Raw genomic sequence first — 21,118 nt, 5'->3', positions numbered from 1 at the left:
GACTCAGCGCGACTTGGTGGCGCGCAGGCACACCAGGCAGGCGAAGGCGCTCAGGCCCAGTGCGCTGGAGATCCACAGCGCGCCTTCGCCCCAGCGCTCGAGGCAGGCGCCGAACACCAGCGGCGCAAAAGCCTGCGCCAGGCGCGAGGGCAGCATGATGAGGCCTTGCCGCCGGCCATAGCCCGCGGGGCCGAAGTACACCAGTGGCAGCGTGCCCTTGGCGATGGTCATGATGCCGTTGCCCGCGCCGTGCAGGATGGCGAACAGCGGCCCGGCCACCGGGCCCAGCAGCATCCAGCAGGCGACCCCCAGGGGATGGCCCAGGGCCGCGGCGCGCGCGGCGAACACCGGGTGCAGCCGCCGCAGCAGGCCGAACTCCAGCAGCCGGCCCGCCACCTGCGCGGGCCCGACCAGGGCGCCGATGGCAACCGCGCCGGCCAGGGTGGCACCCCCGGCCATCAGCAGGGCCGGCAGGTGCGCCGCCATGGCCGTGCTCACGAACCAGGTGGCGGCGAACACATAGGCCAGCACACCGGCCGTCCAGCGGTGCGGCGGTGCCTGCGGTGCGGGCGCATCGGGGGAGGGTGGCGCCGCGTTGCGGGCTGGCTCGGGCAAGGGGGAGGCGCGGGGCAGGCTGGCGTTCAGCGGCAGGCCGAGCAACAGGTGCAGGCCGGCCCAGCCCAGGCAGGCACCGCGCCAGCCCCAGGCAGTTTCCATCCAGCCGCTGAGTGCGCAAACCCACGGTGCTGGCGAAGCCGGCCAGCAGGGTGATGCCGGTGATGGACGCGCGGGCGTCATGTCCCTTGAGCCGCACCAGCGCGGCAAAGGCGGCTTCGTAGAGGCCGCTGCCCATGACGATGCCCAGCAGCAGCCAGCCCAGCACCAGCCCTGCCGTGCCCTGCGCTTGCGACAGCACCGCCAGGCCCGCGGCGGCGAGCAGGCTGGTGCCCGTGAGCACCGGGCGACCGCCCCAGCGGTCGATGGCGCGGCCGGCCCAGGGGCCCAGTGCCGCCGCCAGCAGCATCGCGGCCGTGACCGCGCCCCAGACGTGGGACGCCGGCACGCCCAGGCCCCGGGCCATCGGCGCGGCCAGCAGGGCCGGCAGGTAGTAGGTGGAGGCCCAGGCCAGCGTCTGCGCCGTGCCCAGGCGCAGCACCAGGGGCCAGTCGCGTGCCGAGCCCATGCCGCTGCTCAGGCGATGTCGAAGGCGTGGAAGCCGAAGCGGCCTTGCCGGCGATCGGCGAAGTAGTGTTCCAGGGTTTCCTTGACGGTGCGAAAGGCGATCTCGTCCCAGGGAATCTGGTCTTCGGTGAACAGCCGTGCCTCGATGGTTTCGTGGCCGGGGTCGAAGCGGTCGCTGAGCAGCCGGGCGCGGTAGTAGATGTGCACCTGGCCCACGCGCGCCACGTTCATCAGCGTGAAGATGTCGCCGAGTTCGAACTGCGCGCCGGCTTCTTCATCGGTCTCGCGGGCCGCGCCTTCGGCGGTGGTTTCACCGAGCTCCATGAAGCCGGCCGGCAGCGTCCATTTGCCCCAGCGCGGTTCGATGTTGCGCTTGCAGAGCAGCACGTACTCGCCCGTCTCGCCCCACACCGGCACGGTGCCGACGACGTTGAGCGGGTTCTCGTAATGCACCGTGTGGCAGGTGGGGCAGACGGCGCGGATCTTGGTATCGCCGTCGTCGGGCAGGCGCATGTCGACGGCGGTGCCGCAGTTGCGGCAGTGTTTGGGGGGTGTGCGCAGCATCAGCGCAGTTTAGCGGGCCGTCACAGGGCGAAAAAAAGCCGGGCTGGGCCCGGCTTTTCGAGGAGGGGAGACTCAGGCCTTCTTGCCGTGCTTGGCGATCAGGGCCTTGGCTGCGTTCAACAGCTCCTGGCCCTTGAAGCCGCGCTTGTCCATGTCCTGCACCCACTCCACTTCCACCAGGCGCGCCTTGCGCTTGAATTCCTGCGCTTCGGCCGAGGGGATGGTGTAGATGGTGTTGCCCTGCTTGACGGCGGCTTCACGGCCGGGCGCATCGCCGGCCTGCTGCACCTTGCCCAGCCAGCCGGAGGTCTCGATGCCCGAGTTCTTGTCGATGACGGCCTTGAGGTCGGGCGGCAGCGAGGCGTACTTGTTGCGGTTCATGCCCATCACGAAGGTGGTGGTGTAGAGCGCGCCGCCAGCGGGGTCGAACTCGCTGTGGAACTTGGTGAGCTCGTGCACCTTGACCGAGGGCACCACTTCCCAGGGGATCACGCAGCCGTCGATCACGCCCTTGGAGAGCGCATCGGGGATCTGCGGCAGCGGCATGCCCACGGGGATGGCGCCGAGGTAGCCCAGCATCTTGGTGATCTGGCGGGTCGGGCCGCGCACCTTGGAGCCGCGCAGGTCTTCCGCGGTCTTGATCTGCTTGCTGCGCATGTGGAACATGCCCGGGCCGTGCACCTGCAGGGCGATGGGCTGCACTTCCTTGTACTCGTCGGGGGCCATCGTGGTGATGTACTCCCAGAACGCCTTGGAAGTGGCTTCGGCGTTGTTCATCATGAACGGCAGCTCGAACACTTCGGTGCGCGGGAAGCGGCCCGGGGTGTTGCCCGGCAGCGTCCAGACGATGTCGACCACGCCGTCGCGCGCCTGGTCGAACAGCTGCACGGGCGTGCCGCCCAGCTGCATGGCGGGATAACCTTCGAACTTGATCCGGCCGCCGGAGTCCTTCTCGACCTTGTCCATCCATGCCTTGTGCATGTTGATGTACACGTTGGACTGAGGTGCCATGAACGTGTGGAACTTGAGCGTGACGCTTTGTTGGGCGAAGCCTGTGAGCGCGGGTGCGCCGAGGGCCACGGCCGCACCGGACTGGAGCAGGGTTCTGCGTTGAATCATGTTGAAAGTCTCCTGGGGTCAAAGAAAAACGGGAAAAGCATATGTCAGGCCAGGTCGTTTTCGTGAGAGGTCTAACCCTCGGATGCGACCTGCGTCACGTTCTCGTTCAGGCCACGCGCACCGAAATGGGTGTGAGGCCGTCCACGCCGCCGTGCAGGGTGTCGCCCTTCACCACGGCCGCCACGCCTTCGGGCGTGCCGGTGTAGATCAGGTCGCCGGGTTGCAGTTCCCAGGCGGCCGACAGGTGTTCGATGGTCTCGGCCACGTTCCAGATCAGCTTGGCCACGGTGCTGCGCTGGCGGTCCGCGCCATTGACCTGCAACCAGATCGGCGCCTCGTTCACGTTGCCGGCCTGCGCGGCCGGGGTGATGGGGCCGATGGGCGCGGACTGGTCGTAGGCCTTGCCGATGCACCAGGGGCGGCCCTGCTTCTTCATGTCGTTCTGCAGGTCGCGGCGCGTCATGTCCAGGCCCACGGCATAACCCCAGATGTGCTTCGCGGCGTCGGCGGCCTGGATGTTCTTGCCGCCCACGCCGATGGCGACCACGAGTTCGATCTCGTGGTGCAGGTTGCCGGTGAGGCTGGGGTAGGGCATGGAAGCGGTCTGGCCTGCCTCGGCGACCACGATGGCATCGGCCGGCTTGAGGAAGAAGAAGGGCGGCTCGCGGCCGGTGAAGCCCATCTCCTTGGCGTGCTCTTCGTAGTTGCGGCCCACGCAGTAGATGCGGTGCACGGGGAAGCGCTCGGCGCGCCCCACCACGGGCACGCTCACGGTGGCCGGGGGGGCGAAGAGGTAGGTGGTGTCTGGCATGGCAGGTGGTTTCGTTGGAATCGAAGATCACCAGTGTGCCATGGGCGCAGACCGCTTTTCGGTGCGTCCTCAGTGCTGGGACGCGGGCAGCCGGACCTCCATGCCATCCATCTCCGGCGTGAGCTTGACCTGGCAACTCAGGCGGCTGTCGGCCTCCACCGGGCTGGACGCGAAGTCCAGCATGTCGATCTCGTCAGGCACCGGGGCGCTCAGCATCGCGGCCCAGGGCGCCCCGATCATCACGTGGCAGGTGGCGCAGGTGAGGCTGCCGCCGCAGTCGGCCTCGATGCCCTGGATGTTCGCGTCCACCGCGGCCTTCATCAGGCTCTGGCCCGGCTCGGTCTGGATGGCCTGCACCGTGCCATCGGCGTTGAGGAATCGGATCGAGATCATGGGCGGGCTCAAGTCCTGGCGAAGTACTCGCGGCGCTCGAAGTCGGTCTTGTCCTCGGCTTGCGCGTGGCGGTCGATCTCGCTTTGCTTGATGCGGCAGAAGTAGCGCACGAAGTCCTCACCCAGCGCGGCGCACAGCGCGCTGTCGGCGCGCAGCGCATCCAGGCCTTCACCCAGCGAAGAGGGCAGCTTCTGGTTGTCGGCCGCGTAGGGCGATTCGCTCGCGGGCGGCGGCAGCGTGGCGCGCGCCAGGCCGTCGAGCCCCGCGTGGATCTGCGCGGCCATGTAGAGGTAGGGGTTGGCGGCGGGCTCACCCACGCGGTTCTCGATGCGGGTGGCGTTGTCGCCGGCCGCACCCACCACGCGCAGCATGGCGCCCCGGTTGTCCTGTCCCCACAGCGCGGCCTGCGGTGCCAGCGCGTTGGGCCGGAAGCGGGCAAAGCCGTTGATGGTGGGCGTGCACAGCACCGTCATGCCGCGCGCGTGTGACAGCAGGCCGGCGAGCCAGTGCGCACCGGCCTCGGACAGCGTGTGCGTGGCGTCGGTGCGGGTGGTGCCGGGTGCGGGCGTGTCGCGCACGCAGGCGTTGCGGCCGGTCTTCAGGTCCACCAGCGACTGGTGCAGGTGCCAGCCGCTGGACATGATGTTGGGGAACGGCGGGCGGCACATGAAGGTGGCGTGGTAGCCCGCGCGCCGCAGCGCCTGGCGCACGCCGTTGCGGAACAGCACCATCTGGTCGGCGGCGGTCAGGGCGTCGGTGGCGTCGAACACCGCCTCCACCTGGCTCGGGCCGAGTTCGATTTCCAGCGACTGCAGCGGCAGGCCCAACGCCTGCGCGGTGCGCTGCACGATGCGCAGCGGCTCGTCGCTCATGTCGCCCATGGCTTCGGCCTGCAGGTTGTAGCCGGGGTGGATCATCTCCACCGTGGGCGGCAGGCCGGGCCAGGCCGCGAGTTCGGGGTCGAGTTGGGGGCGGGTGTCGGTGATGCGGTAGATGTGGAACTCCACCTCCAGCCCGGTCTTGAGGCCGTAGCCGGCCTGGCCCAGTTTCGCCAGCGCGGTCTGCAGCATGCCGCGCGCGTCCAGCGGCACGGGCGTGCCGTCGGCGAACCAGGGCTGGCAGCGCAGCCAGCCGGTGCGCTCCAGCCAGGGCAGCACGGTGAAGCTCTGCGGATCGGGCATGAGCATGAGGTTGGCCGCGCCGGCGAAGCCGGGCAGGCCGTCGGCGCCACCGGGCTCGAACACCTTCCAGGCCGTGCGGTCGGCCGTGTCCTTGAGCATCAGCGTGCCCACCATGCCCACGCCGTCGTTCAGCGCGCGCAGCGCTGCCTTGGCGGTGAGCGTTTTGCCGCGCAGCATGCCGTGGGCGTCGCACCAGCCAAAGCGCACCAGCTCGATGCCGCTGGCTTCGATGAGTTGGGCCACGCGCCGGCATTCGGCGTCGCGTTCGGGGGATTCGAGGCCGCAGCGTTGGGCGAACGACGTCATTTGGCGCCCGCCGTTTCCTCGGCGGAGGCTTTCGCGTGCCAGGGCGCACCTTCGCGCTTGTCGCGCACCGCGTCCTGCCACCAGGTTTCCCAGCCCTGCGCGGGGGCGATGCCGTCCACCGTGTCGGGGCCTGCAATGGCGCCGTGCAAGGCCGGGTCGGCCACGCCGGGGGCCGTGCCGCCTTGCTCCACGGCGTCGATGGCCTGCAGCAGCATGCGGCGGTTGGCCATCACCACCTTGTCGGTGGTGCCCAGGTGTTCGCGCGTGCGGTCCTGGATCGGGCCCATGCTCTCGCAGGCCCACTGGTCGTGCACGTTGATGTCGTCCTCGCCCATGCCGAGGTAGGTGCGGGTCTGCTGCTCTTCGGCGTTGAAGCCCCAGTTGTTGTGGCGGCCCGACTTCGGGATGTAGTCGGGCAGGGTCACGGCCTGCAGGCGCGGCGTGCGCATGGCGTCCTTGTCCACCGGGCCGGTGAAGCTGGTGAAGAAGGCGTACCAGTAGTTGTGGGTGTCGTCCACCGGCACGTGCATCTGCGTGATCGTCATGGTCTCCGACAGCGGGATCACGAAGGTCTGCGGGAACACGGCATTGGTCACGCGCACGTGGGTCAGCTCGTCGGTCATGGGGCGCAGCGCGGTGAGCTGCAGGCCATAGGGCTTGGGCTCGAAGCTGATGAGGGGCTGGCCGAATTCGCGCATCACGCGCGTCATGGGCCAGCGCTCGCCGCCCACGTCACCGGCGCTGGCGCCGCGGAACTGCTTGCCGTAGCTGTCTTCCAGCGAGCCGTCGTTGAAGAAGCGGTGCAGGTAGGAGGCGTGCGCCGGATCGATGCCCACTTCCAGCGACTGCAGCCAGTTGCAGTGCCACAGGCCCTTGAAGGCGAAGGTGTGGCTTTCGGGCGCGGTGAAGCAGTCCAGCTCGGGGAAGGGCGGGGGCGTCTGGTCCTCGGGACCGAACCAGCCGAACAGCACGCCGCTGCGCTGCACCAGCGGGTAGCTGCGCTGCTTGATGCGCGTGCACATCTTGCTGCCGGCGGGCTCGGCCGGGGTGTCGATGCACTGGCCCGTGGTGTCGAACTTCCAGCCGTGGAAGGGGCAGCGGATGCCATCGCCTTCGTTGCGGCCGAAGGCGAGGTCGGCGCCGCGGTGCGGGCAGTCGCGATCGAGCAGGCCGAACTCGCCCAGGGCGTCGCGGAACAGCACGAAGTTCTGGCCCAGCACGCGCACCGCCTTCACGGGGCGCACGGCCATCTGGGGGTCCAGCGCGGGGTTGAATTCGTCCATCAGCGCCACCGGCTGCCAGTAGCGGCGCAGCAGCTCGCCACCGGGCGTGCCCGGTCCGACCTGGGTCATGCGTTGATTGAGTTCGGCTTTCATGTGGGGAATCTCCGGCAATAAAACGGGGTGGGGTATCGAAATGGTATACCGTTTTTTGATTTCGGTGTACATTTTGTGCCATGAGCCTGCAAGAAACCGTTTTGATGCAATTGCGCGACCTGATCCTGAGCGGTCAGTTCGAACCCGGCCAGCGCCTGGCCGAGCAACAGCTGGCCGAACGCCTGGGCGCCTCGCGCACGCCGGTGCGCGCCGCGCTGGTCACGCTGGAGCAGGAGGGGCTCGTGCAGGCCAACGAGACCGGCAAATACCTGGTGCGCCAGTTCACCGCGCAGGAGGTGATCGACGCCATCGCGGTGCGCGGCCACCTCGAAGGCATGGCCGCACGGCTGGTGGCCGAACACGGCGTGTCGCGCCAGTTGCAGGGCCAGTTGCAGACCGTGCTCGATGAGGGAGACCGCCTGCTCGCGGACAACCCGCTGACCATCGAAAGCTACGCGGCCTACGCCCTGATGAACGACCGCTTCCACGCGCTGATCCTCGATGCCTGCGGCAACCGGGCCCTGCAACGCTCGGTGGAACTCAACGACAAGCTGCCGTTCGCGCCGGCCTCGGCCATGCTGCCCATGCAGGGCACGGTGACCATGGACCGCGACTGGATGCTGTACGCGCACCGCCAGCACCACATGCTGTTCGATGCCCTGCGGCGCGGCGAAAGCGCGCGCGCCCAGGCGCTCGCGGTGGAACACACCGAAGTGGCGCAGATGAACATGCGCCTGGCGCTGGAGCGGCGCGCCGAGTCCGAGCAGGTGCTGCCCGGCATCCGCCTGGTGGTGGGCTGAGCGTTCAGCAGCACAAGCGCGGCGGGTTTGCAGGGACGGCCGCAACGACCTTGCGGCCGTGGGGATTTGCGCCATCCCGAGGAGTCGACGGGGGTGGCTGCGCACAATGGGCCATCGTTCAACCCCGCTGACCCATCCGCATGACCCGCCTTTTCGAACCCACCACCGCCGGCCAGCTGTCGCTGGCGAACCGCATCGTCATGGCACCGCTCACGCGCAACCGCGCGCCCAACGCCGTGCCCACGCCGCTCATTGCCACCTATTACCAGCAGCGCGCCAGCGCCGGCCTGTTGATCACCGAAGCAACCGCCATCAGCCACCAAGGCCAGGGTTATGCCGATGTGCCGGGCCTGTACGCGGCCGAACAGATCGAAGGCTGGAAACGCGTGACCGCGGCCGTGCACGCCGCCGGCGGCAAGATCGTCACCCAGCTCTGGCACGTGGGCCGCGTTTCGCACACCGAGCTGCAACCCAAGGGCGGTGCCCCCGTGGCGCCCTCGGCCATTGCCGCCAAGACCAAGACGGTGCTGATCAAGGACGGTGTGCCCACCTTCGTGGAAACCTCCGTGCCGCGCGCGCTCGACGCGGCCGAATTGCCTGGCATCGTCGAGGACTACCGCAAGGCCGCGCTGGCCGCCATCGAGGCTGGCTTCGACGGGGTGGAAATCCACGCGGCCAATGGCTACCTGATCGACCAGTTCCTGAAGACCGGCAGCAACCAGCGCACCGACGCCTACGGAGGCAGTATCGAGAACCGGGCGCGCCTGCTGCTGGAAGTGGTCCAGGCCGTGACCGATGCGATCGGCGCGGCGCGCACTGGCATCCGCCTCTCGCCCGTGACGCCGGCCAACGACGTGGTCGACGCCGACCCGCAGCCGCTCTTCACCTGCGTGGTGCGCGAGCTGGCGCGTTTCGATCTGGCTTATGTGCATGTCATCGAAGGCGCCACGGGTGGCCCGCGCGAGATTCCCGATCGCCCGTTCGACTACGCCGCGCTGCGCGCCGCCTACCGCGAGGCCGGCGGCCGTGCGGCCTGGATGGTCAACAACGGCTACGACCTCTCGCTGGCGCAAAACGCCCTGGACGACGGCGCCGACCTCGTGGCCTTTGGCAAGAGCTACATCGCCAACCCCGACCTCGTGGCCCGGCTCCAGCAGGGTGGCCCGTTCAACCAGCCCGACAAGACCACCTTCTACGGCGGCGGCGAAAAGGGCTACACGGACTACCCGGCGTTGACGGCCTGAGGGGCCTGGCCGCTGCGGGTTTATCCTTGGAGCCCATGAAGCTCTACAACTACTTCCGCTCCTCGGCCTCGTTCCGCGTGCGCATCGCGCTCGCGCTCAAGGGCATTGCCTACGACTACGTGCCCGTGCACATCGCGCGCGGCGACCACAAGCTGCCGGCCTTCACCGACAAGGCGGTCGAAGGCCTGGTGCCCCTGCTCGAGCTCGACGATGGCACGCGCCTGACGCAGTCGATGGCGATCATCGAGTACCTGGACGAGGTGCAGCCCGCGCCCGCGCTGCTGCCGGCCGATGCACTGGGCCGCGCGCGCGTGCGCGCGCTCTCGCAGATCGTGGCCTGCGAGATCCACCCCATCAACAACCTGCGCGTGCTCAAGTACCTGACCAAGGAACTGAAGGTGGAAGAGGAGCCCAAGAACGTCTGGTACCGCCACTGGGTGCGCAGCGGTCTGGAGTCCTTCGAGCGCCAGCTCGCGCTGCAGCCCCAGTCCACCTACTGCGCGGGCGACACGCCCACCATGGCCGATTGCTGCCTGGTGCCGCAGATCTTCAACGGCCAGCGCTTCAACACCGACTTCAGCGGCCTGCCGCGCACCATGGCCGCGTTCGAGGCCTGCATGGCCTTGCCCGCGTTTCAGCAGGCCCAGCCATCGGCCTGCCCGGACGCCGAGGCCTGATGCCCCAGTCCCCGGACAGCCTGGTTCCCGACTGGCCCGCACCACCGGGCGTGCGGGCGCTGTTCACCACGCGCGATGGTGGTGTGTCGGCCCCGCCGTTCGACCGCTTCAACTTGGGCGACCACGTGCGCGACGACCCGCTTGCGGTGGCCGCCAACCGCGCCCGCCTGGCCTCGCTGACCGCGCCCGCACGTCCCGTGTTTCTTCAGCAGGTGCATGGCACCGGGGTGGTGCGGCTGGACCGCGCGACGCCGGACGGCGCCGAGGCCGATGGCTGTGTGGTGCAAGGGCCCGGCCTGGCCGCCACCATCATGGTGGCCGATTGCCTGCCGGTGCTGTTCGCCCATGCCTCGGGCCAGGTGGTGGCCGCCGCGCACGCGGGCTGGCGCGGGCTGGCGAACGGTGTGCTCGAGGCCACGCTGCGCGCCTTGCGCGAAGCGGCGGGCGAGGGTGAGGTGGTGGCCTGGCTCGGCCCCTGCATCGGTCCGTCGGCGTTCGAAGTCGGCGCGGAAGTGAAGGGCGCCTTCGTGTCGGCCGATGTCGAAGCCGCTTCCTGTTTTCGGTCTCATGGGCGAGACGGCAAATCTTTGGCGGACCTGCCCGCGCTCGCGCGGCGCCGGCTTCAGGCCGCGGGCGTGGCACAGGTGCACGGCAACGACGGCAGCGCCGCGTGGTGCACCGTCACGCAGGCCTCACGGTTCTTTTCGCACCGGCGCGATGCCGTCCGCCTCGGCAGCACCGGGCGCATGGCCGCCTGCGTCTGGATCGACTGAGGCTGTGGTCGAGGTCGTCGCGGCCCGCTGTGCTTCGAGCTCCGCGGCCTCGCGTGCCTTGATCGCTTTGCGCCTTTGTGGCGTGAGCATCAGGTAAACCACCAGTGCGACCGGCAGCAAACCGTAAAGAAAAAAGGTCACAATGGCTCCCAGCACAGAGCCTGTGGTGTTGGTCGCTTCGGCCACCGACATCATGAGCACCACGTACATCCAACCGATCACCACCAGATACACAACATTCCTTGCAGCCCGGACCACCCGTGTCAGCCTGCTGGATGCTGATACGAAAAACCTGGGGAAGATCCGGAATCTCTCCCCCGAGGGCTGCCCATGATAAGTCGCAGGCAACACCCTAGGAGACCAGCATGACATCGGGCAAGAACCCTTCTTCAGACTGGCTGGAAACCGCGCAACAGTTCCAGCAGAACCTCGTTCAACAGTGGACGCAGATGGCCCAGGCTTTCCCCGGCGCCTCTGCCCCCCCATCCGCCGCCAGCGACCCCTTTGCCGCGTTCAAGGCGTTCATGCCGAAAGCGGGCGCGGCCAGCCCCTTCGGGATCGCCATGCCCACGGGCGCCGCCGGCTTCCCCGGCATGCCGGCCGTGGGCGACATCTTCAGCCAGGCCAGCCAGGGCCAGGCGGTCAGCTTCGACCCGGCCCAGCTGCTGGAGATCCAGAACACCTACCTCCAGGAACTGGCCGGGCTGTGGAACCAGGGGCCGAACGTGAAGCCCGCGGGCGATCGGCGCTTCGCGTCCGACGCCTGGGCCAGCAACCCCATGGCGGCCTTCGCGGCCGCGACCTACCTGCTCAACGCCCGCACCCTCATCGCCATGGCCGAGGCGATGCAGGGCGACGCCAAGGCGCGAACGCGCGTCCGTTTCGCCGTGCAGCAGTGGATCGACGCCAGCGCGCCCAGCAACTTCCTGGCGTTCAATGCGGAAGCGCAGAAGAAGGCGATCGAGACGCAGGGCGAGAGCATTGCCAAGGGCGTGGCGAACCTGCTGCACGACATGAAGCAGGGCCACGTGTCCATGACCGACGAGAGCGTGTTCGAGGTCGGCAAGAACGTCGCCACCACCGAAGGCGCCGTGGTGTTCGAGAACGAGCTGTTCCAACTCATCGAGTACAAGCCCTTGACCGCCAAGGTGTACGAGCGGCCTTTCCTGCTGGTGCCGCCTTGCATCAACAAGTTCTACATCCTCGACCTGCAGCCCGAGAACTCGCTGATCCGCTACTGCGTGGAGCAGGGCCACCGCACCTTCGTGGTGAGCTGGCGCAATCCCGACGAATCGCTGTCGAAGAAGACCTGGGACGAGTACATCGAAGACGCGGTCGTCAAGGCCATCGCGGTCACGCAGGACATCACCGGCGCCAAGACCATCAACGCCTTGGGCTTCTGCGTGGGCGGCACCATGCTGGGCACCGCGCTGGCCGTGCTGGCCGCGCGGGGCGAGACGCCGGTGAACAGCGCGACCTTCCTCACCACGCTGCTCGACTTCACCGACACCGGCATCCTCGACGTGTTCATCGACGAGAACTTCGTGAAGTTCCGCGAGATGCAGTTCGCCGATGGCGGCCTCATGCCCGGGCGCGACCTCGCCACCACCTTCAGCTTCCTGCGCCCGAACGACCTGGTGTGGAACTACGTGGTGGGCAACTACCTCAAGGGCGAGACGCCACCGCCATTCGACCTGCTGTACTGGAACTCCGACAGCACCAACCTGCCGGGCCCGTACTACGCCTGGTACCTGCGCCAGATGTACCTGGAGAACAACCTGGTGAAGCCGGGCAAGACCACGGTGTGCGGCGAGAAGATCGACTTCCGCCAGGTCAAGCTCCCCGTCTACATCTACGGCTCGCGCGAAGACCACATCGTGCCCATCGGCGGGTCCTACGGCAGCACGCAGATCTTCCCGGGCAAGAAGCGCTTCGTGATGGGCGCCTCGGGTCACATCGCGGGCGTGATCAACCCCGCGTCGAAGAACAAGCGCAGCCACTGGATCGGCCCGGCGGGCAAGTTCCCGGCCGACGTGAAGGACTGGATCGCCAGCGCCACCGAACACCCCGGCAGCTGGTGGACCGACTGGTCCGCCTGGCTCAAGCCGCTGGCTGGCAAGCAAATTGCTGCGCCCAAGGCGTATGGCAAGGCCAAGCGCTACACCGCCATCGAGCCCGCACCCGGCCGTTACGTCAAAGCCAAAGCCTGAACATTTTTTTTCATCCGCACCCCCAGGAGACATTGCATGGAAGACATCGTCATCGTTTCAGCCGCCCGCACCGCCGTGGGCAAGTTCGGCGGCACGCTCGCCAAGACACCGGCCACGGAGCTGGGCAGCATCGTCATCAAGGCGCTGCTGGAGCGCACCGGCCTGCCGGCCGACGCCATCGGTGAAGTGATCATGGGCCAGGTGCTGGCCGCTGGCGTGGGTCAGAACCCGGCCCGTCAGGCCATGATGAAGGCCGGGCGTGGCCAAGGAAACGCCGGCGCTCACCATCAACGCCGTGTGCGGCTCCGGCCTCAAGGCCGTGATGCTGGCCGCGCAGGCCGTGGCCTGGGGCGACAGCGAGATCGTGATCGCTGGTGGCCAGGAGAACATGAGCGCCTCGCCGCATGTGCTCAACGGCAGCCGCGACGGCCAGCGCATGGGCGACTGGAAGATGACCGACACCATGATCGTCGACGGCCTGTGGGACGTGTACAACCAGTACCACATGGGCATCACCGCCGAGAACGTGGCCAAGGAGCACGGCATCAGCCGCGACGCGCAGGACGCGCTCGCGCTGGGCAGCCAGCAGAAGGCCAGCGCCGCGCAGGACGCTGGCAAGTTCAAGGACGAGATCGTGGGCGTGAGCATTGCGCAGCGCAAGGGTGACCCCATCCTCTTCAATGCCGACGAGTTCATCAACAAGAAGACCAGCGCCGAAGCCCTGGCCGGCCTGCGCCCCGCGTTCGACAAGGCCGGCTCGGTGACGGCGGGCAACGCCTCGGGCATCAACGACGGCGCCGCCGCGGTGGTGGTGATGACCGCCAAGAAGGCCGCGGCGCTGGGCCTCAAGCCGCTGGCGCGCATCGCCGCCTTCGGCACCAGCGGCCTGGACCCGGCCACCATGGGCATGGGCCCGGTGCCGGCATCGAAGAAGGCCCTGGCGCGCGCTGGCTGGAAGGCCAGCGACGTGGACCTGTTCGAGCTCAACGAAGCCTTCGCGGCCCAGGCTTGCGCCGTCAACAAGGCGCTGGACATCGATCCGGCGCGCGTCAACGTCAACGGCGGTGCGATCGCCATCGGCCACCCCATCGGTGCGTCCGGCTGCCGCATCCTCGTGACGCTGCTGCATGAAATGCAGCGCCGCGATGCAAAGAAAGGTCTCGCGGCCCTGTGCATCGGTGGCGGCATGGGGGTTTCCCTCGCGGTCGAACGCTGAATTCACGGTTAAATCAACAACGGATGACCGGAGGGAGGGCCTTCCGGTCACCATCGCCAAAGGCACAAGGAGCACAAGAAATGAGCAAGAAAGTCGCGTACGTCACAGGCGGCATGGGTGGCATCGGAACGGCCATCTGCCAGCGCCTGCACAAGGAAGGTTTCACGGTCATTGCGGGCTGCGGCCCCACGCGCGACTTCAAGAAGTGGCTCGACGAGCAGAAGGCTCAGGGCTACAGCTTCCACGCCTCGGTCGGCAATGTCGGCGACTGGGATTCCACCGTGGAAGCCTTCACCAAGACCAAGGCGGAGCACGGCACGATCGACGTGCTGGTGAACAACGCCGGCATCACGCGCGATCGCATGTTCCTGAAAATGTCGCGCGACGACTGGGATGCGGTGATCGAGACCAACCTGAACTCCATGTTCAACGTGACCAAGCAGGTCGTGGCCGACATGGTGGAAAAGGGCTGGGGCCGCATCATCAACATCTCGTCGGTCAACGGCGAGAAGGGCCAGGCTGGGCAGACCAACTACTCGGCCGCCAAGGCCGGCATGCACGGCTTCTCGATGGCGCTGGCGCAGGAGCTGGCGACCAAGGGTGTCACGGTCAACACCGTGAGCCCGGGCTACATCGGCACTGACATGGTCAAGGCCATCCGGCCCGACGTGCTGGAGAAGATCGTGGCCACCGTGCCCGTCAAGCGCCTGGGTGAGCCGAGCGAGATCGCGTCCATCATCGCCTGGCTGGCCAGCGAGGAGGGCGGCTACGCCACCGGTGCGGACTTCTCTGTCAACGGCGGCCTGCACATGGGCTGAACACTCTCACGCGCTCCAAGAGAAACCCGCTTCGGCGGGTTTTTTGTTGCGGGCATGGTTCCTGCGAAAGCGTGGTGTAAATTCGACCGCACCCCCACCCCCTTTCCGCCAAGGAGTTTCCGGCCCATGCCGCACAGCGTTTCACTGATCAACACCATTGCTGCGGGCCTGGGTCTGGCACTGATCCTCGGCTTCCTGGCGGCCAAGGTGCGCCTGCCCGCGCTGGTGGGCTACCTGCTGGCGGGTGTGATCATCGGACCGTTCACGCCGGGCTTCGTGGCCGACGCCGGCATCGCCGCCCAGCTCGCCGAGATCGGTGTGATGCTGCTGATGTTCGGCGTGGGCCTGCATTTTTCCCTGGAAGACCTGCTCTCGGTGCGCAAGATCGCCTTGCCCGGCGCGGTGGTGCAGATGGCGGTCGCCACGCTGATGGGCATCGGCATGGCCATGTGGTGGTGGGACTGGAGCTTCGGCTCGGCGCTGGTCTTCGGCGTGTCGCTCTCGGTGCGCAGCACCGTGGTGCTGCTGCGGGCGCTGGAGAGCCTGGGCATTCTCGATTCCTTCACGGGCCGCATCGCGGTGGGCTGGCTGGTGGTGGAAGACCTGGCCATGGTGCTGGTGCTGGTGCTGCTGCCGCCGCTGGCGGGCTTTCTGGGCGGCAAGGGCTCGGACGGCGATCTCGATTCGATCTGGCGCACGCTGGGCTTCACCCTGCTGCAGGTGGGTGGCTTCGTGGCGCTGATGCTGGTGGTGGGGCGCCGGGTGTTCCCCTGGCTGCTGTGGCAGGTCACGCGCACCGGTTCGCGCGAGCTGTTCACGCTGTGCGTGGTGGCGGCGGCGGTGAGCATCGCGTTCGCCTCGGCGGCGCTGTTCGGCGTGTCGTTCGCGCTGGGTGCCTTCTTCGCCGGCATGGTGCTGCGCGAATCGGAGTTCAGCCACCGCGCGGCCGAAGAGTCGCTGCCGTTGCGCGACGCCTTCGCGGTGCTGTTCTTCGTCTCGGTGGGCATGCTGTTCAACCCCGCCGTGTTGATCGAGCGTCCGCTGCAGGTGCTCGGCGTGGTGCTGATCATCATCGTGGGCAAGTCGGTGGCCGCCGCCGCCCTGGTGGTGGCGATGCGCTACCCGCTCAACACCGCGCTCACCGTCTCCGCCAGCCTGGCGCAGATCGGCGAGTTCTCCTTCATCCTGGTCGGCCTGGGGGCATCGCTGGGCCTGCTGCCGCCCGAGGGGCAGAGCCTGGTGCTGGCGGGTGCGCTCATCTCCATCGCCACCAACCCGCTGTGGTTCAAGGCCATCAACCCGCTGCAGGAATGGCTGCGCAAGAACTCCGAGTTCGCGCGCAAGCTGGAACAGCGCGACGACCCGTTGGCCGAACTGCCCATGACCACGCACGAGAAATTTCTCTCGCGCCAGGTGGTGTTGGTGGGTTACGGCCGGGTGGGGCGGCGCATCGCCGCCGCGCTGGATGAACAGCATTTGCCCTATGTGGTGGCCGAAGAGAACCGCGACATCGTCGAGCGGCTGCGCGAGCGCGGCATTGCCGCCGTGTTCGGCGACGCGGCGGACCCGGCGGTGCTGATCCAGGCCCACATCGCGCGCGCCGGCATGCTGGTGATCGCCACGCCCGACACGCTCAACGTGCGGCAGATGATCGCCACCGCCCGCGCCCTCAATCCCGAGATTCAGACCGTGGTGCGCACGCACAGCGAGGAAGAGGCCGGCCTGCTCGAGAAAGAAGTCGCCGGCAAGGTCTTCCTGGGTGAGGAAGAGCTGGCGCAGTCGATGACGCGCTACGTGATCGAGCATTCCAAGCTCGCGAACCCGGGCGCGCGCGCCGCGGCCTGACCTCGGATCGGCACCAGGGCCGGTCCTACACGCCTTCGCGCACCCGTCCGACAGGCGCCCATGAGGACGCCACCCATGATGGCCTGACATTCCAACAGGAGGCCCATCATGGCATTGACCCATTCGCCCACATTCGACGACATCGCCGTGGCGCCGGCATCCGAGCACGCGGTGTCCTGGCCCGCGGTGTTCGCCGGCGCGGCCGGCGCGGCCGCGCTCTCGCTGATCCTGCTCATCCTGGGCACGGGCCTGGGGCTGGCATCGGTCTCGCCCTGGGTGCAGCAGGGCATCGGTGCCGCCACCTTCGGCGTCTCGACCATCCTCTGGATTTCCTTCACCCAACTGGTGGCCTCTGGCATGGGCGGCTATCTGGCCGGTCGGCTGCGCACGCGCTGGGCCGGCACGCAGGCCGACGAGGTCTACTTCCGCGACACCGCGCACGGCTTCCTGGCCTGGGCGGTGGCGACCCTGGCCACGGCAACGCTGCTCACCTCGGTGATCGGTGCGATCGTGGGCACCGGTGTGAACGCCGGCGCCACGGTGGCGGCCGGTGGCGCGGGTGCGGCGGTGGCCCAGGTGGCGGACAAGGCCGATGGTGAAAAGGACGGCGAGGCCGATCTGGACTACTTTGTCGGCACGCTGTTCCGGACCGACGCGGCGGCGGCGTCGACGGCCGGCGCCCCGGGCTTGCTGATGGTGAACCCGTCGCCTGCCGCGATCGCTGCCGATGCTTCGGGCATCTTCCTCACGGCCCTGAAGAACGGCGCCTTGCCGCCCGAGGACGCCAGCTACCTCGGCCAGCAGGTGGCCTTGCGCACCGGCGTCAGCGCGCAGGACGCACAGAAGCGCGTGACCGACACCTTCGGGCGGATGCAGATCAAGGCCCGCGAAGCCGAAACCGCCGCGCGCGAGGCGGCCGACAAGGCGCGCAAGGCGTCGGCCTATGGCGCGCTGTGGCTGTTCGTCTCCTTGCTGATCGGCGCCTTCTTTGCCAGCCTGGCCGCGACCTTCGGTGGCCGCCAGCGCGATCGGGCCTGAGTTCCCGCCCTGCACACCCTTTTACCTTTCCAAGGAGCCTTCCATGCAATCCCTGCTGCTGTTTTTCCTCGGTGTCCCCATTCCCATCATCATCCTGATCGCCCTGATGTTCTGATCGGACGATCACGAAGGCGGGCAGCCTAGCGGCTGCCCGTCGGCGCGTTGATGTCCCTGGCGTGGGCTTCCAGGCATTGCGAGACGATGAGCTGGACCGCGCTGGTGGCATCGGGTGTCAGCCGGGCGTTGTTGTGCACCCGGGTGCGCACGGGCCGCCCCACCTCACCACCCACGCGCACCTGCGATTCCACGGTGCAGGACAGTTCGTCTCCCGAGGCCAGGCCGCCCTGGTGCTGCAGCTCCAGGCGCTGCAAGCCCACGTAAAAGGGTTGAGGCCCGGTGTAGCTGGCGGCCACCCAGTTCCGCAGGGCCTCGGCGACCGGGGGCCGGATCTCGACAGGCAGGGTGCCGGTGTCCGTCTTGAGTTTCAGATCGGTGTCATGCCGCGAGTCCTGCACCTGCACACCGGCACCGCTGGCCACAGGCGGTTGCAGATCCACCCTTTGTTCTGCGGCGGCACAGCCGGCCAGCGCCAGCGCGGCGAGGGCGCAAGCCAAGAGGTTCAGATGGGGTCGTGTTGGTGTATGCATGGCCCATTGTGGTGGTGCAACCCGGCCGCTTCCACCCCTGGCGCGGCGAATCTCCTCCCGTCCTACAAGCGCGTCGGCAACTCTCCGACAAGGGGCCTGCGGCAGCGCCGGAATACTGGCGTGACTGTCACACCAAGTCTCCGAAGCTCCCTCCCCCCCGAGCTTCCCTCCGCCAGGAGGTTCAACCCGCTTCGGCGGGTTTTCTTTTGCCTGCTCGCCGGGGTGAGAAAATACCGGGGTGCAACCACATCCCACCCTGCAAGCTCCGAGTCCCTGGCGCCTGTCCGTCGCGCCCATGATGGACTGGACCGACCGCCACTGCCGCTACCTGCATCGCCTGCTCTCGAAGCACACCCTGCTGTACACCGAGATGGTGACCACGGGCGCGCTCACCCACGGCAGCGTGCAACGCCACCTGCGTTTCAACGCCGAGGAACACCCGGTGGCCTTGCAGCTGGGGGGCAGCGACGCCGCCGAGCTGGCAAGCGCCGCGCGCCTGGGCGAGCAATGGGGCTACGACGAAATCAACCTCAACTGCGGCTGCCCGAGCGACCGCGTGCAGCGCGGGGCCTTCGGCGCCTGCCTGATGGCCGAGCCGCAAACCGTGGCCGACGGGGTCAAGGCCATGGTGGACGCGGTCTCGATTCCCGTCACCGTCAAACACCGCATCGGTATCGACCGGGTCGAGAGCTACGACTTCGTGCGCGATTTCGTCGGGACCGTGAGCGAGGCCGGCTGCGGCGTGTTCCTGGTGCACGCGCGCAACGCCTGGCTGGACGGCCTCTCGCCGAAAGAGAACCGCGAGATTCCGCCGCTGCGCTACGAACTCGCGCACCGCCTCAAGCAGGACTTTCCGCAACTCACCTTTGCCATCAATGGCGGCTTCACCACCAACGCGCAGATCGCCGAGCACCTGAGTGCGGTCGATGGCGTGATGGTCGGCCGCGAGGCGTACCACAACCCCTGGGTGCTCACCGGCTGGGACGAGGCCTTCTTCGGCGCCGCGCCGTCCACCGTGACGCGCGAAGCGGTGGAAGAGCAGATGGTGGCCTACATGGAGCGAGCCTTCCTGGAAGACGGTTGCCCCTGGTACGCGATCGCGCGCCACATGCTGGGCCTGCGCCACGGGTTTCGCGGCGCGCGCCGCTGGCGCCAGGTCTGGAGCGACCACCGCCTGAAACCACTGCCTCCGCGCGAGGTGTGGGCCATGGCCCAGGCCCACGTGGGCCAGGAAGCCGAAACCGACGGCCTGGTGGGCGCCTGAGGCTCAGAGCCCCACGGCGCGCAGGTCGATGCGGCCCTGGTGCAGGGGCGGGCACCAGAAGTAGGCCCCGGTTTCCGGTTCCGTGAAGGAGAAGAGGGCGTCGACCACGCCGTCCTCCGCGCCCGACATGCGGCGCAGCAGGGCTTCGTAGGCATCGAACGAGTGGCCGAAGGCGGTGAACATGGAGCCGCCTTCGTTGCCCTCCGCCCAGGGCATGGCACGGCGCAGCACGAACGCCGGCGGCTCGAAGTCTTCCTGGGCCGTGCGCTTCACGTGCGCCGAGGCCGGTGCGTCGTCGAGTTCTTCGTTGTTGTGGTGGGCGCGGCCGAAGACGTGGTCGCGTTGCAGCTCGGGCATGGCGGCGAAATGGCTCAACTGGTGGCGCCAGCGCTGCACCGCCAGGAAGCTGCTGCCCGCGAGCGGGCCCTGGGCCACCAGGGCCGCGGCGAGCGCGTCCTCGCCCTGCGGGTTTTCCGTGCCGTCTTCGTAGCCGCTGAGGTCGTGGTTGGTGCGGTGGCTGAAGGCGTCGGTGATGGCGCGCAGCTCGAAGGCCGGCGCCAGCAAGGCCTCCAGCTGGCGGCTGCGCAGCAACAGTTCCCCGCGGTCGCTGCCACGCAACCAGATCAGGAGGTCGATGGGCGTGGCCGGCAGTTTGACGAGCGCGCCCTCGATCTGAGGGAAGCTTTTGAGCCCAGGGACCTGCGTGCCGAGCGCACGCACCAGCGACTCGCCCAGGCCGACGACGGTCGCTTCGCCATCGGCGAAAGCAGCGAGTTCGCGCAGCACGGCCTGGGGGGTGGCGCCGATGCGCAATTGGCAACTGAGGTAGCGGGCCTGGGTGGGAATGGGCTGGAGGATGCCGGGTTGGGCAGGGAGTGGAACGGACATGGGTTGTTCTGGGAATGGGGCGATGGCGGCGCGCCGCGCGGGCGCAAGCCGCGCGGCAGAAAGGCAGGCGGGACTTTACCAGCGGCCCGTGGGCCGGGACCGGTCAGGCCGCGGCTTCCAGGCCGTTCTCGAAGTGCTCGCGCATGCGCTGCACCGTCAACGCGGCGTCGCGCTGCGTGAGCGCGGCCACGATGGCGCGGTGCTCGGCCAGCGACTCTTCGATGCGCCCGCTCTTGAGCAGCGAGTTGTGGCGGTTGAGCTTCATCACCTTGCGCAGGTCGGCCACCATCTGCTCGCGCCAGCGGTTGCGCGCGAGTTCGAGCACGCGCATGTGGAACTGCTCGTTGAGCGCGAAGAAGCGGTCGCGCTCGCCCACGGCGGCTTCCAGTTCCTGGTGCAAGGCCTGCAGGCTGGCCAGCTCCTCGTCGCTGGCGCGCGCGGCCACCACGCCGGCCGCGTCCGACTCCAGCAGGGCCAGCAGGTGGTAGACATCCGCAAGGTCTTTCTCGGACACTTCGGTGACGTAGGCGCCGCGCCGCACCTTCATCGTGACCAGGCCTTCGGCGGCCAGCACCTTGAGCGCTTCGCGCAGCGGGGTGCGGCTGATGCCGTATTCCTCGGCGAGCTTGAGCTCGTCGATCCAGCTGCCGGGCTCGAGCTCGCGGCGGAAGATGCGCTGGCGCAGCAGCTCGGCGACTTCTTCGTACAGGGCGCGGGGCGAAAGCGACAAAGCGGACATGGTCAGGGAGGGGTCAATCGGGGGTGT

19 protein-coding genes and 2 pseudogenes are annotated in these 21,118 nt (G+C 68.2%); 10 read left to right on the top strand and 11 right to left on the bottom strand.

The window, feature by feature from the left end; all coding sequences use genetic code 11:
* Positions 1–3: 3 nt before the first annotated feature.
* From ACFJGX_RS18765 to ACFJGX_RS18735, 7 genes and pseudogenes are all read right to left on the bottom strand, one after another.
* A pseudogene (locus ACFJGX_RS18765) lies at positions 4–1,183 on the bottom strand (MFS transporter).
* An 8-nt stretch (positions 1,184–1,191) separates the two neighbouring features.
* Positions 1,192–1,746 (bottom strand): NUDIX hydrolase, encoded by a 555-nt coding sequence (locus tag ACFJGX_RS18760; RefSeq protein ID WP_291116575.1) that lies wholly within the window; start codon positions 1,744–1,746, stop codon positions 1,192–1,194.
* 72 nt (positions 1,747–1,818) lie between these two features.
* The gene (locus ACFJGX_RS18755; RefSeq protein WP_382324511.1) at positions 1,819–2,865 is read right to left on the bottom strand and encodes a TRAP transporter substrate-binding protein; all 1,047 of its coding nucleotides are present in this window, start codon (positions 2,863–2,865) and stop codon (positions 1,819–1,821) included.
* A 106-nt stretch (positions 2,866–2,971) separates the two neighbouring features.
* Positions 2,972–3,676 (bottom strand): fumarylacetoacetate hydrolase family protein, encoded by a 705-nt coding sequence (locus ACFJGX_RS18750; protein ID WP_382324513.1) that lies wholly within the window; start codon positions 3,674–3,676, stop codon positions 2,972–2,974.
* A 69-nt stretch (positions 3,677–3,745) separates the two neighbouring features.
* Positions 3,746–4,069: a 2Fe-2S iron-sulfur cluster-binding protein gene (locus tag ACFJGX_RS18745; protein ID WP_382324515.1), complete on the bottom strand. Its 324-nt coding sequence runs from the start codon at positions 4,067–4,069 to the stop codon at positions 3,746–3,748.
* Positions 4,070–4,077: 8 nt separating this feature from the next.
* Complete coding sequence (locus tag ACFJGX_RS18740; protein WP_382324517.1) at positions 4,078–5,556, bottom strand: glutamine synthetase family protein; 1,479 nt, start codon at positions 5,554–5,556, stop codon at positions 4,078–4,080.
* On the bottom strand, positions 5,553–6,932 hold the full coding sequence (locus ACFJGX_RS18735) for a Rieske 2Fe-2S domain-containing protein (protein WP_382324519.1): 1,380 nt from the start codon (positions 6,930–6,932) through the stop codon (positions 5,553–5,555). The genes ACFJGX_RS18740 and ACFJGX_RS18735 overlap by 4 nt, the downstream gene beginning before the upstream one ends.
* Before the next feature lie 80 nt (positions 6,933–7,012).
* Between ACFJGX_RS18735 and ACFJGX_RS18730 the strand changes: the two genes are divergently transcribed.
* The 4 genes from ACFJGX_RS18730 to pgeF all read left to right on the top strand — a co-directional run bounded on the left by ACFJGX_RS18730 (position 7,013) and on the right by pgeF (position 10,426).
* Positions 7,013–7,732: a GntR family transcriptional regulator gene (locus tag ACFJGX_RS18730; protein WP_291116596.1), complete on the top strand. Its 720-nt coding sequence runs from the start codon at positions 7,013–7,015 to the stop codon at positions 7,730–7,732.
* A 140-nt stretch (positions 7,733–7,872) separates the two neighbouring features.
* A complete protein-coding gene (locus ACFJGX_RS18725) occupies positions 7,873–8,976 on the top strand; it encodes an alkene reductase (RefSeq protein ID WP_382326779.1) in 1,104 nt (367 codons plus the stop codon).
* 35 nt (positions 8,977–9,011) lie between these two features.
* Positions 9,012–9,653 carry a maleylacetoacetate isomerase gene (gene maiA, locus ACFJGX_RS18720; RefSeq protein ID WP_382324523.1) on the top strand — a complete coding sequence of 214 codons (642 nt, stop codon included), beginning with the start codon at positions 9,012–9,014 and terminating at the stop codon, positions 9,651–9,653.
* Positions 9,653–10,426 carry a peptidoglycan editing factor PgeF gene (gene pgeF, locus ACFJGX_RS18715; protein WP_382324525.1) on the top strand — a complete coding sequence of 258 codons (774 nt, stop codon included), beginning with the start codon at positions 9,653–9,655 and terminating at the stop codon, positions 10,424–10,426. The genes maiA and pgeF overlap by 1 nt, the downstream gene beginning before the upstream one ends.
* Here pgeF and ACFJGX_RS18710 read toward each other — a convergent pair.
* On the bottom strand, positions 10,346–10,660 hold the full coding sequence (locus ACFJGX_RS18710) for a hypothetical protein (RefSeq protein ID WP_382158306.1): 315 nt from the start codon (positions 10,658–10,660) through the stop codon (positions 10,346–10,348). The two genes, pgeF and ACFJGX_RS18710, sit on opposite strands and share 81 nt — an antisense overlap.
* A 131-nt stretch (positions 10,661–10,791) precedes the next feature.
* On the opposite strand from ACFJGX_RS18710, the gene ACFJGX_RS18705 reads away from it, so the two are divergent.
* The 5 genes and pseudogenes from ACFJGX_RS18705 to ACFJGX_RS18685 all read left to right on the top strand — a co-directional run bounded on the left by ACFJGX_RS18705 (position 10,792) and on the right by ACFJGX_RS18685 (position 17,553).
* Positions 10,792–12,636: a PHA/PHB synthase family protein gene (locus ACFJGX_RS18705; protein WP_382326777.1), complete on the top strand. Its 1,845-nt coding sequence runs from the start codon at positions 10,792–10,794 to the stop codon at positions 12,634–12,636.
* A 36-nt stretch (positions 12,637–12,672) separates the two neighbouring features.
* Positions 12,673–13,852 (top strand): annotated as a pseudogene (locus ACFJGX_RS18700) (acetyl-CoA C-acetyltransferase).
* 80 nt (positions 13,853–13,932) lie between these two features.
* Positions 13,933–14,670, top strand: a complete 738-nt coding sequence (phbB, locus tag ACFJGX_RS18695; protein WP_382326775.1) for an acetoacetyl-CoA reductase — start codon at positions 13,933–13,935, stop codon at positions 14,668–14,670.
* Between the two features lie 126 nt (positions 14,671–14,796).
* Positions 14,797–16,515: a YbaL family putative K(+) efflux transporter gene (ybaL, locus tag ACFJGX_RS18690; RefSeq protein WP_382326773.1), complete on the top strand. Its 1,719-nt coding sequence runs from the start codon at positions 14,797–14,799 to the stop codon at positions 16,513–16,515.
* 108 nt (positions 16,516–16,623) lie between these two features.
* Positions 16,624–17,553: a hypothetical protein gene (locus ACFJGX_RS18685; RefSeq protein WP_382324529.1), complete on the top strand. Its 930-nt coding sequence runs from the start codon at positions 16,624–16,626 to the stop codon at positions 17,551–17,553.
* Positions 17,554–17,693: 140 nt separating this feature from the next.
* On the opposite strand, the gene ACFJGX_RS18680 is transcribed toward ACFJGX_RS18685, so the two are convergent.
* A complete protein-coding gene (locus ACFJGX_RS18680; protein WP_382324531.1) occupies positions 17,694–18,167 on the bottom strand; it encodes a hypothetical protein in 474 nt (157 codons plus the stop codon).
* Positions 18,168–18,495: 328 nt separating this feature from the next.
* Here ACFJGX_RS18680 and dusA point away from each other — a divergent pair, with 328 nt between their 5' ends.
* Positions 18,496–19,464 (top strand): tRNA dihydrouridine(20/20a) synthase DusA, encoded by a 969-nt coding sequence (dusA, locus tag ACFJGX_RS18675; RefSeq protein ID WP_382328741.1) that lies wholly within the window; start codon positions 18,496–18,498, stop codon positions 19,462–19,464.
* A 3-nt stretch (positions 19,465–19,467) separates the two neighbouring features.
* Here dusA and ACFJGX_RS18670 read toward each other — a convergent pair whose 3' ends face one another.
* Positions 19,468–20,352, bottom strand: coding sequence for a Dyp-type peroxidase (locus ACFJGX_RS18670; protein ID WP_382324535.1), 885 nt, complete (start codon positions 20,350–20,352; stop codon positions 19,468–19,470).
* Positions 20,353–20,455: 103 nt separating this feature from the next.
* Positions 20,456–21,091 carry a GntR family transcriptional regulator gene (locus ACFJGX_RS18665; protein WP_382324537.1) on the bottom strand — a complete coding sequence of 212 codons (636 nt, stop codon included), beginning with the start codon at positions 21,089–21,091 and terminating at the stop codon, positions 20,456–20,458.
* Between the last annotated feature and the right edge of the window lie 27 nt (positions 21,092–21,118).

Source organism: Hydrogenophaga sp. UC242_50 (assembly GCF_042697355.1).
GTDB lineage: Bacteria > Pseudomonadota > Gammaproteobacteria > Burkholderiales > Burkholderiaceae_C > Hydrogenophaga.
This window is presented reverse-complemented; position numbering and strand designations above follow the sequence as displayed.

Coding starts and splice junctions, on each gene's coding strand:
- ACFJGX_RS18760 (WP_291116575.1), bottom strand. CDS start 1,746: ATGCTGCGCACACCCCCCAAACACTGCCGCAACTGCGGCACCGCCGTC.
- ACFJGX_RS18755 (WP_382324511.1), bottom strand. CDS start 2,865: ATGATTCAACGCAGAACCCTGCTCCAGTCCGGTGCGGCCGTGGCCCTC.
- ACFJGX_RS18750 (WP_382324513.1), bottom strand. CDS start 3,676: ATGCCAGACACCACCTACCTCTTCGCCCCCCCGGCCACCGTGAGCGTG.
- ACFJGX_RS18745 (WP_382324515.1), bottom strand. CDS start 4,069: ATGATCTCGATCCGATTCCTCAACGCCGATGGCACGGTGCAGGCCATC.
- ACFJGX_RS18740 (WP_382324517.1), bottom strand. CDS start 5,556: ATGACGTCGTTCGCCCAACGCTGCGGCCTCGAATCCCCCGAACGCGAC.
- ACFJGX_RS18735 (WP_382324519.1), bottom strand. CDS start 6,932: ATGAAAGCCGAACTCAATCAACGCATGACCCAGGTCGGACCGGGCACG.
- ACFJGX_RS18730 (WP_291116596.1), top strand. CDS start 7,013: ATGAGCCTGCAAGAAACCGTTTTGATGCAATTGCGCGACCTGATCCTG.
- ACFJGX_RS18725 (WP_382326779.1), top strand. CDS start 7,873: ATGACCCGCCTTTTCGAACCCACCACCGCCGGCCAGCTGTCGCTGGCG.
- maiA (WP_382324523.1), top strand. CDS start 9,012: ATGAAGCTCTACAACTACTTCCGCTCCTCGGCCTCGTTCCGCGTGCGC.
- pgeF (WP_382324525.1), top strand. CDS start 9,653: ATGCCCCAGTCCCCGGACAGCCTGGTTCCCGACTGGCCCGCACCACCG.
- ACFJGX_RS18705 (WP_382326777.1), top strand. CDS start 10,792: ATGACATCGGGCAAGAACCCTTCTTCAGACTGGCTGGAAACCGCGCAA.
- phbB (WP_382326775.1), top strand. CDS start 13,933: ATGAGCAAGAAAGTCGCGTACGTCACAGGCGGCATGGGTGGCATCGGA.
- ybaL (WP_382326773.1), top strand. CDS start 14,797: ATGCCGCACAGCGTTTCACTGATCAACACCATTGCTGCGGGCCTGGGT.
- ACFJGX_RS18685 (WP_382324529.1), top strand. CDS start 16,624: ATGGCATTGACCCATTCGCCCACATTCGACGACATCGCCGTGGCGCCG.
- dusA (WP_382328741.1), top strand. CDS start 18,496: ATGATGGACTGGACCGACCGCCACTGCCGCTACCTGCATCGCCTGCTC.
- ACFJGX_RS18670 (WP_382324535.1), bottom strand. CDS start 20,352: ATGTCCGTTCCACTCCCTGCCCAACCCGGCATCCTCCAGCCCATTCCC.
- ACFJGX_RS18665 (WP_382324537.1), bottom strand. CDS start 21,091: ATGTCCGCTTTGTCGCTTTCGCCCCGCGCCCTGTACGAAGAAGTCGCC.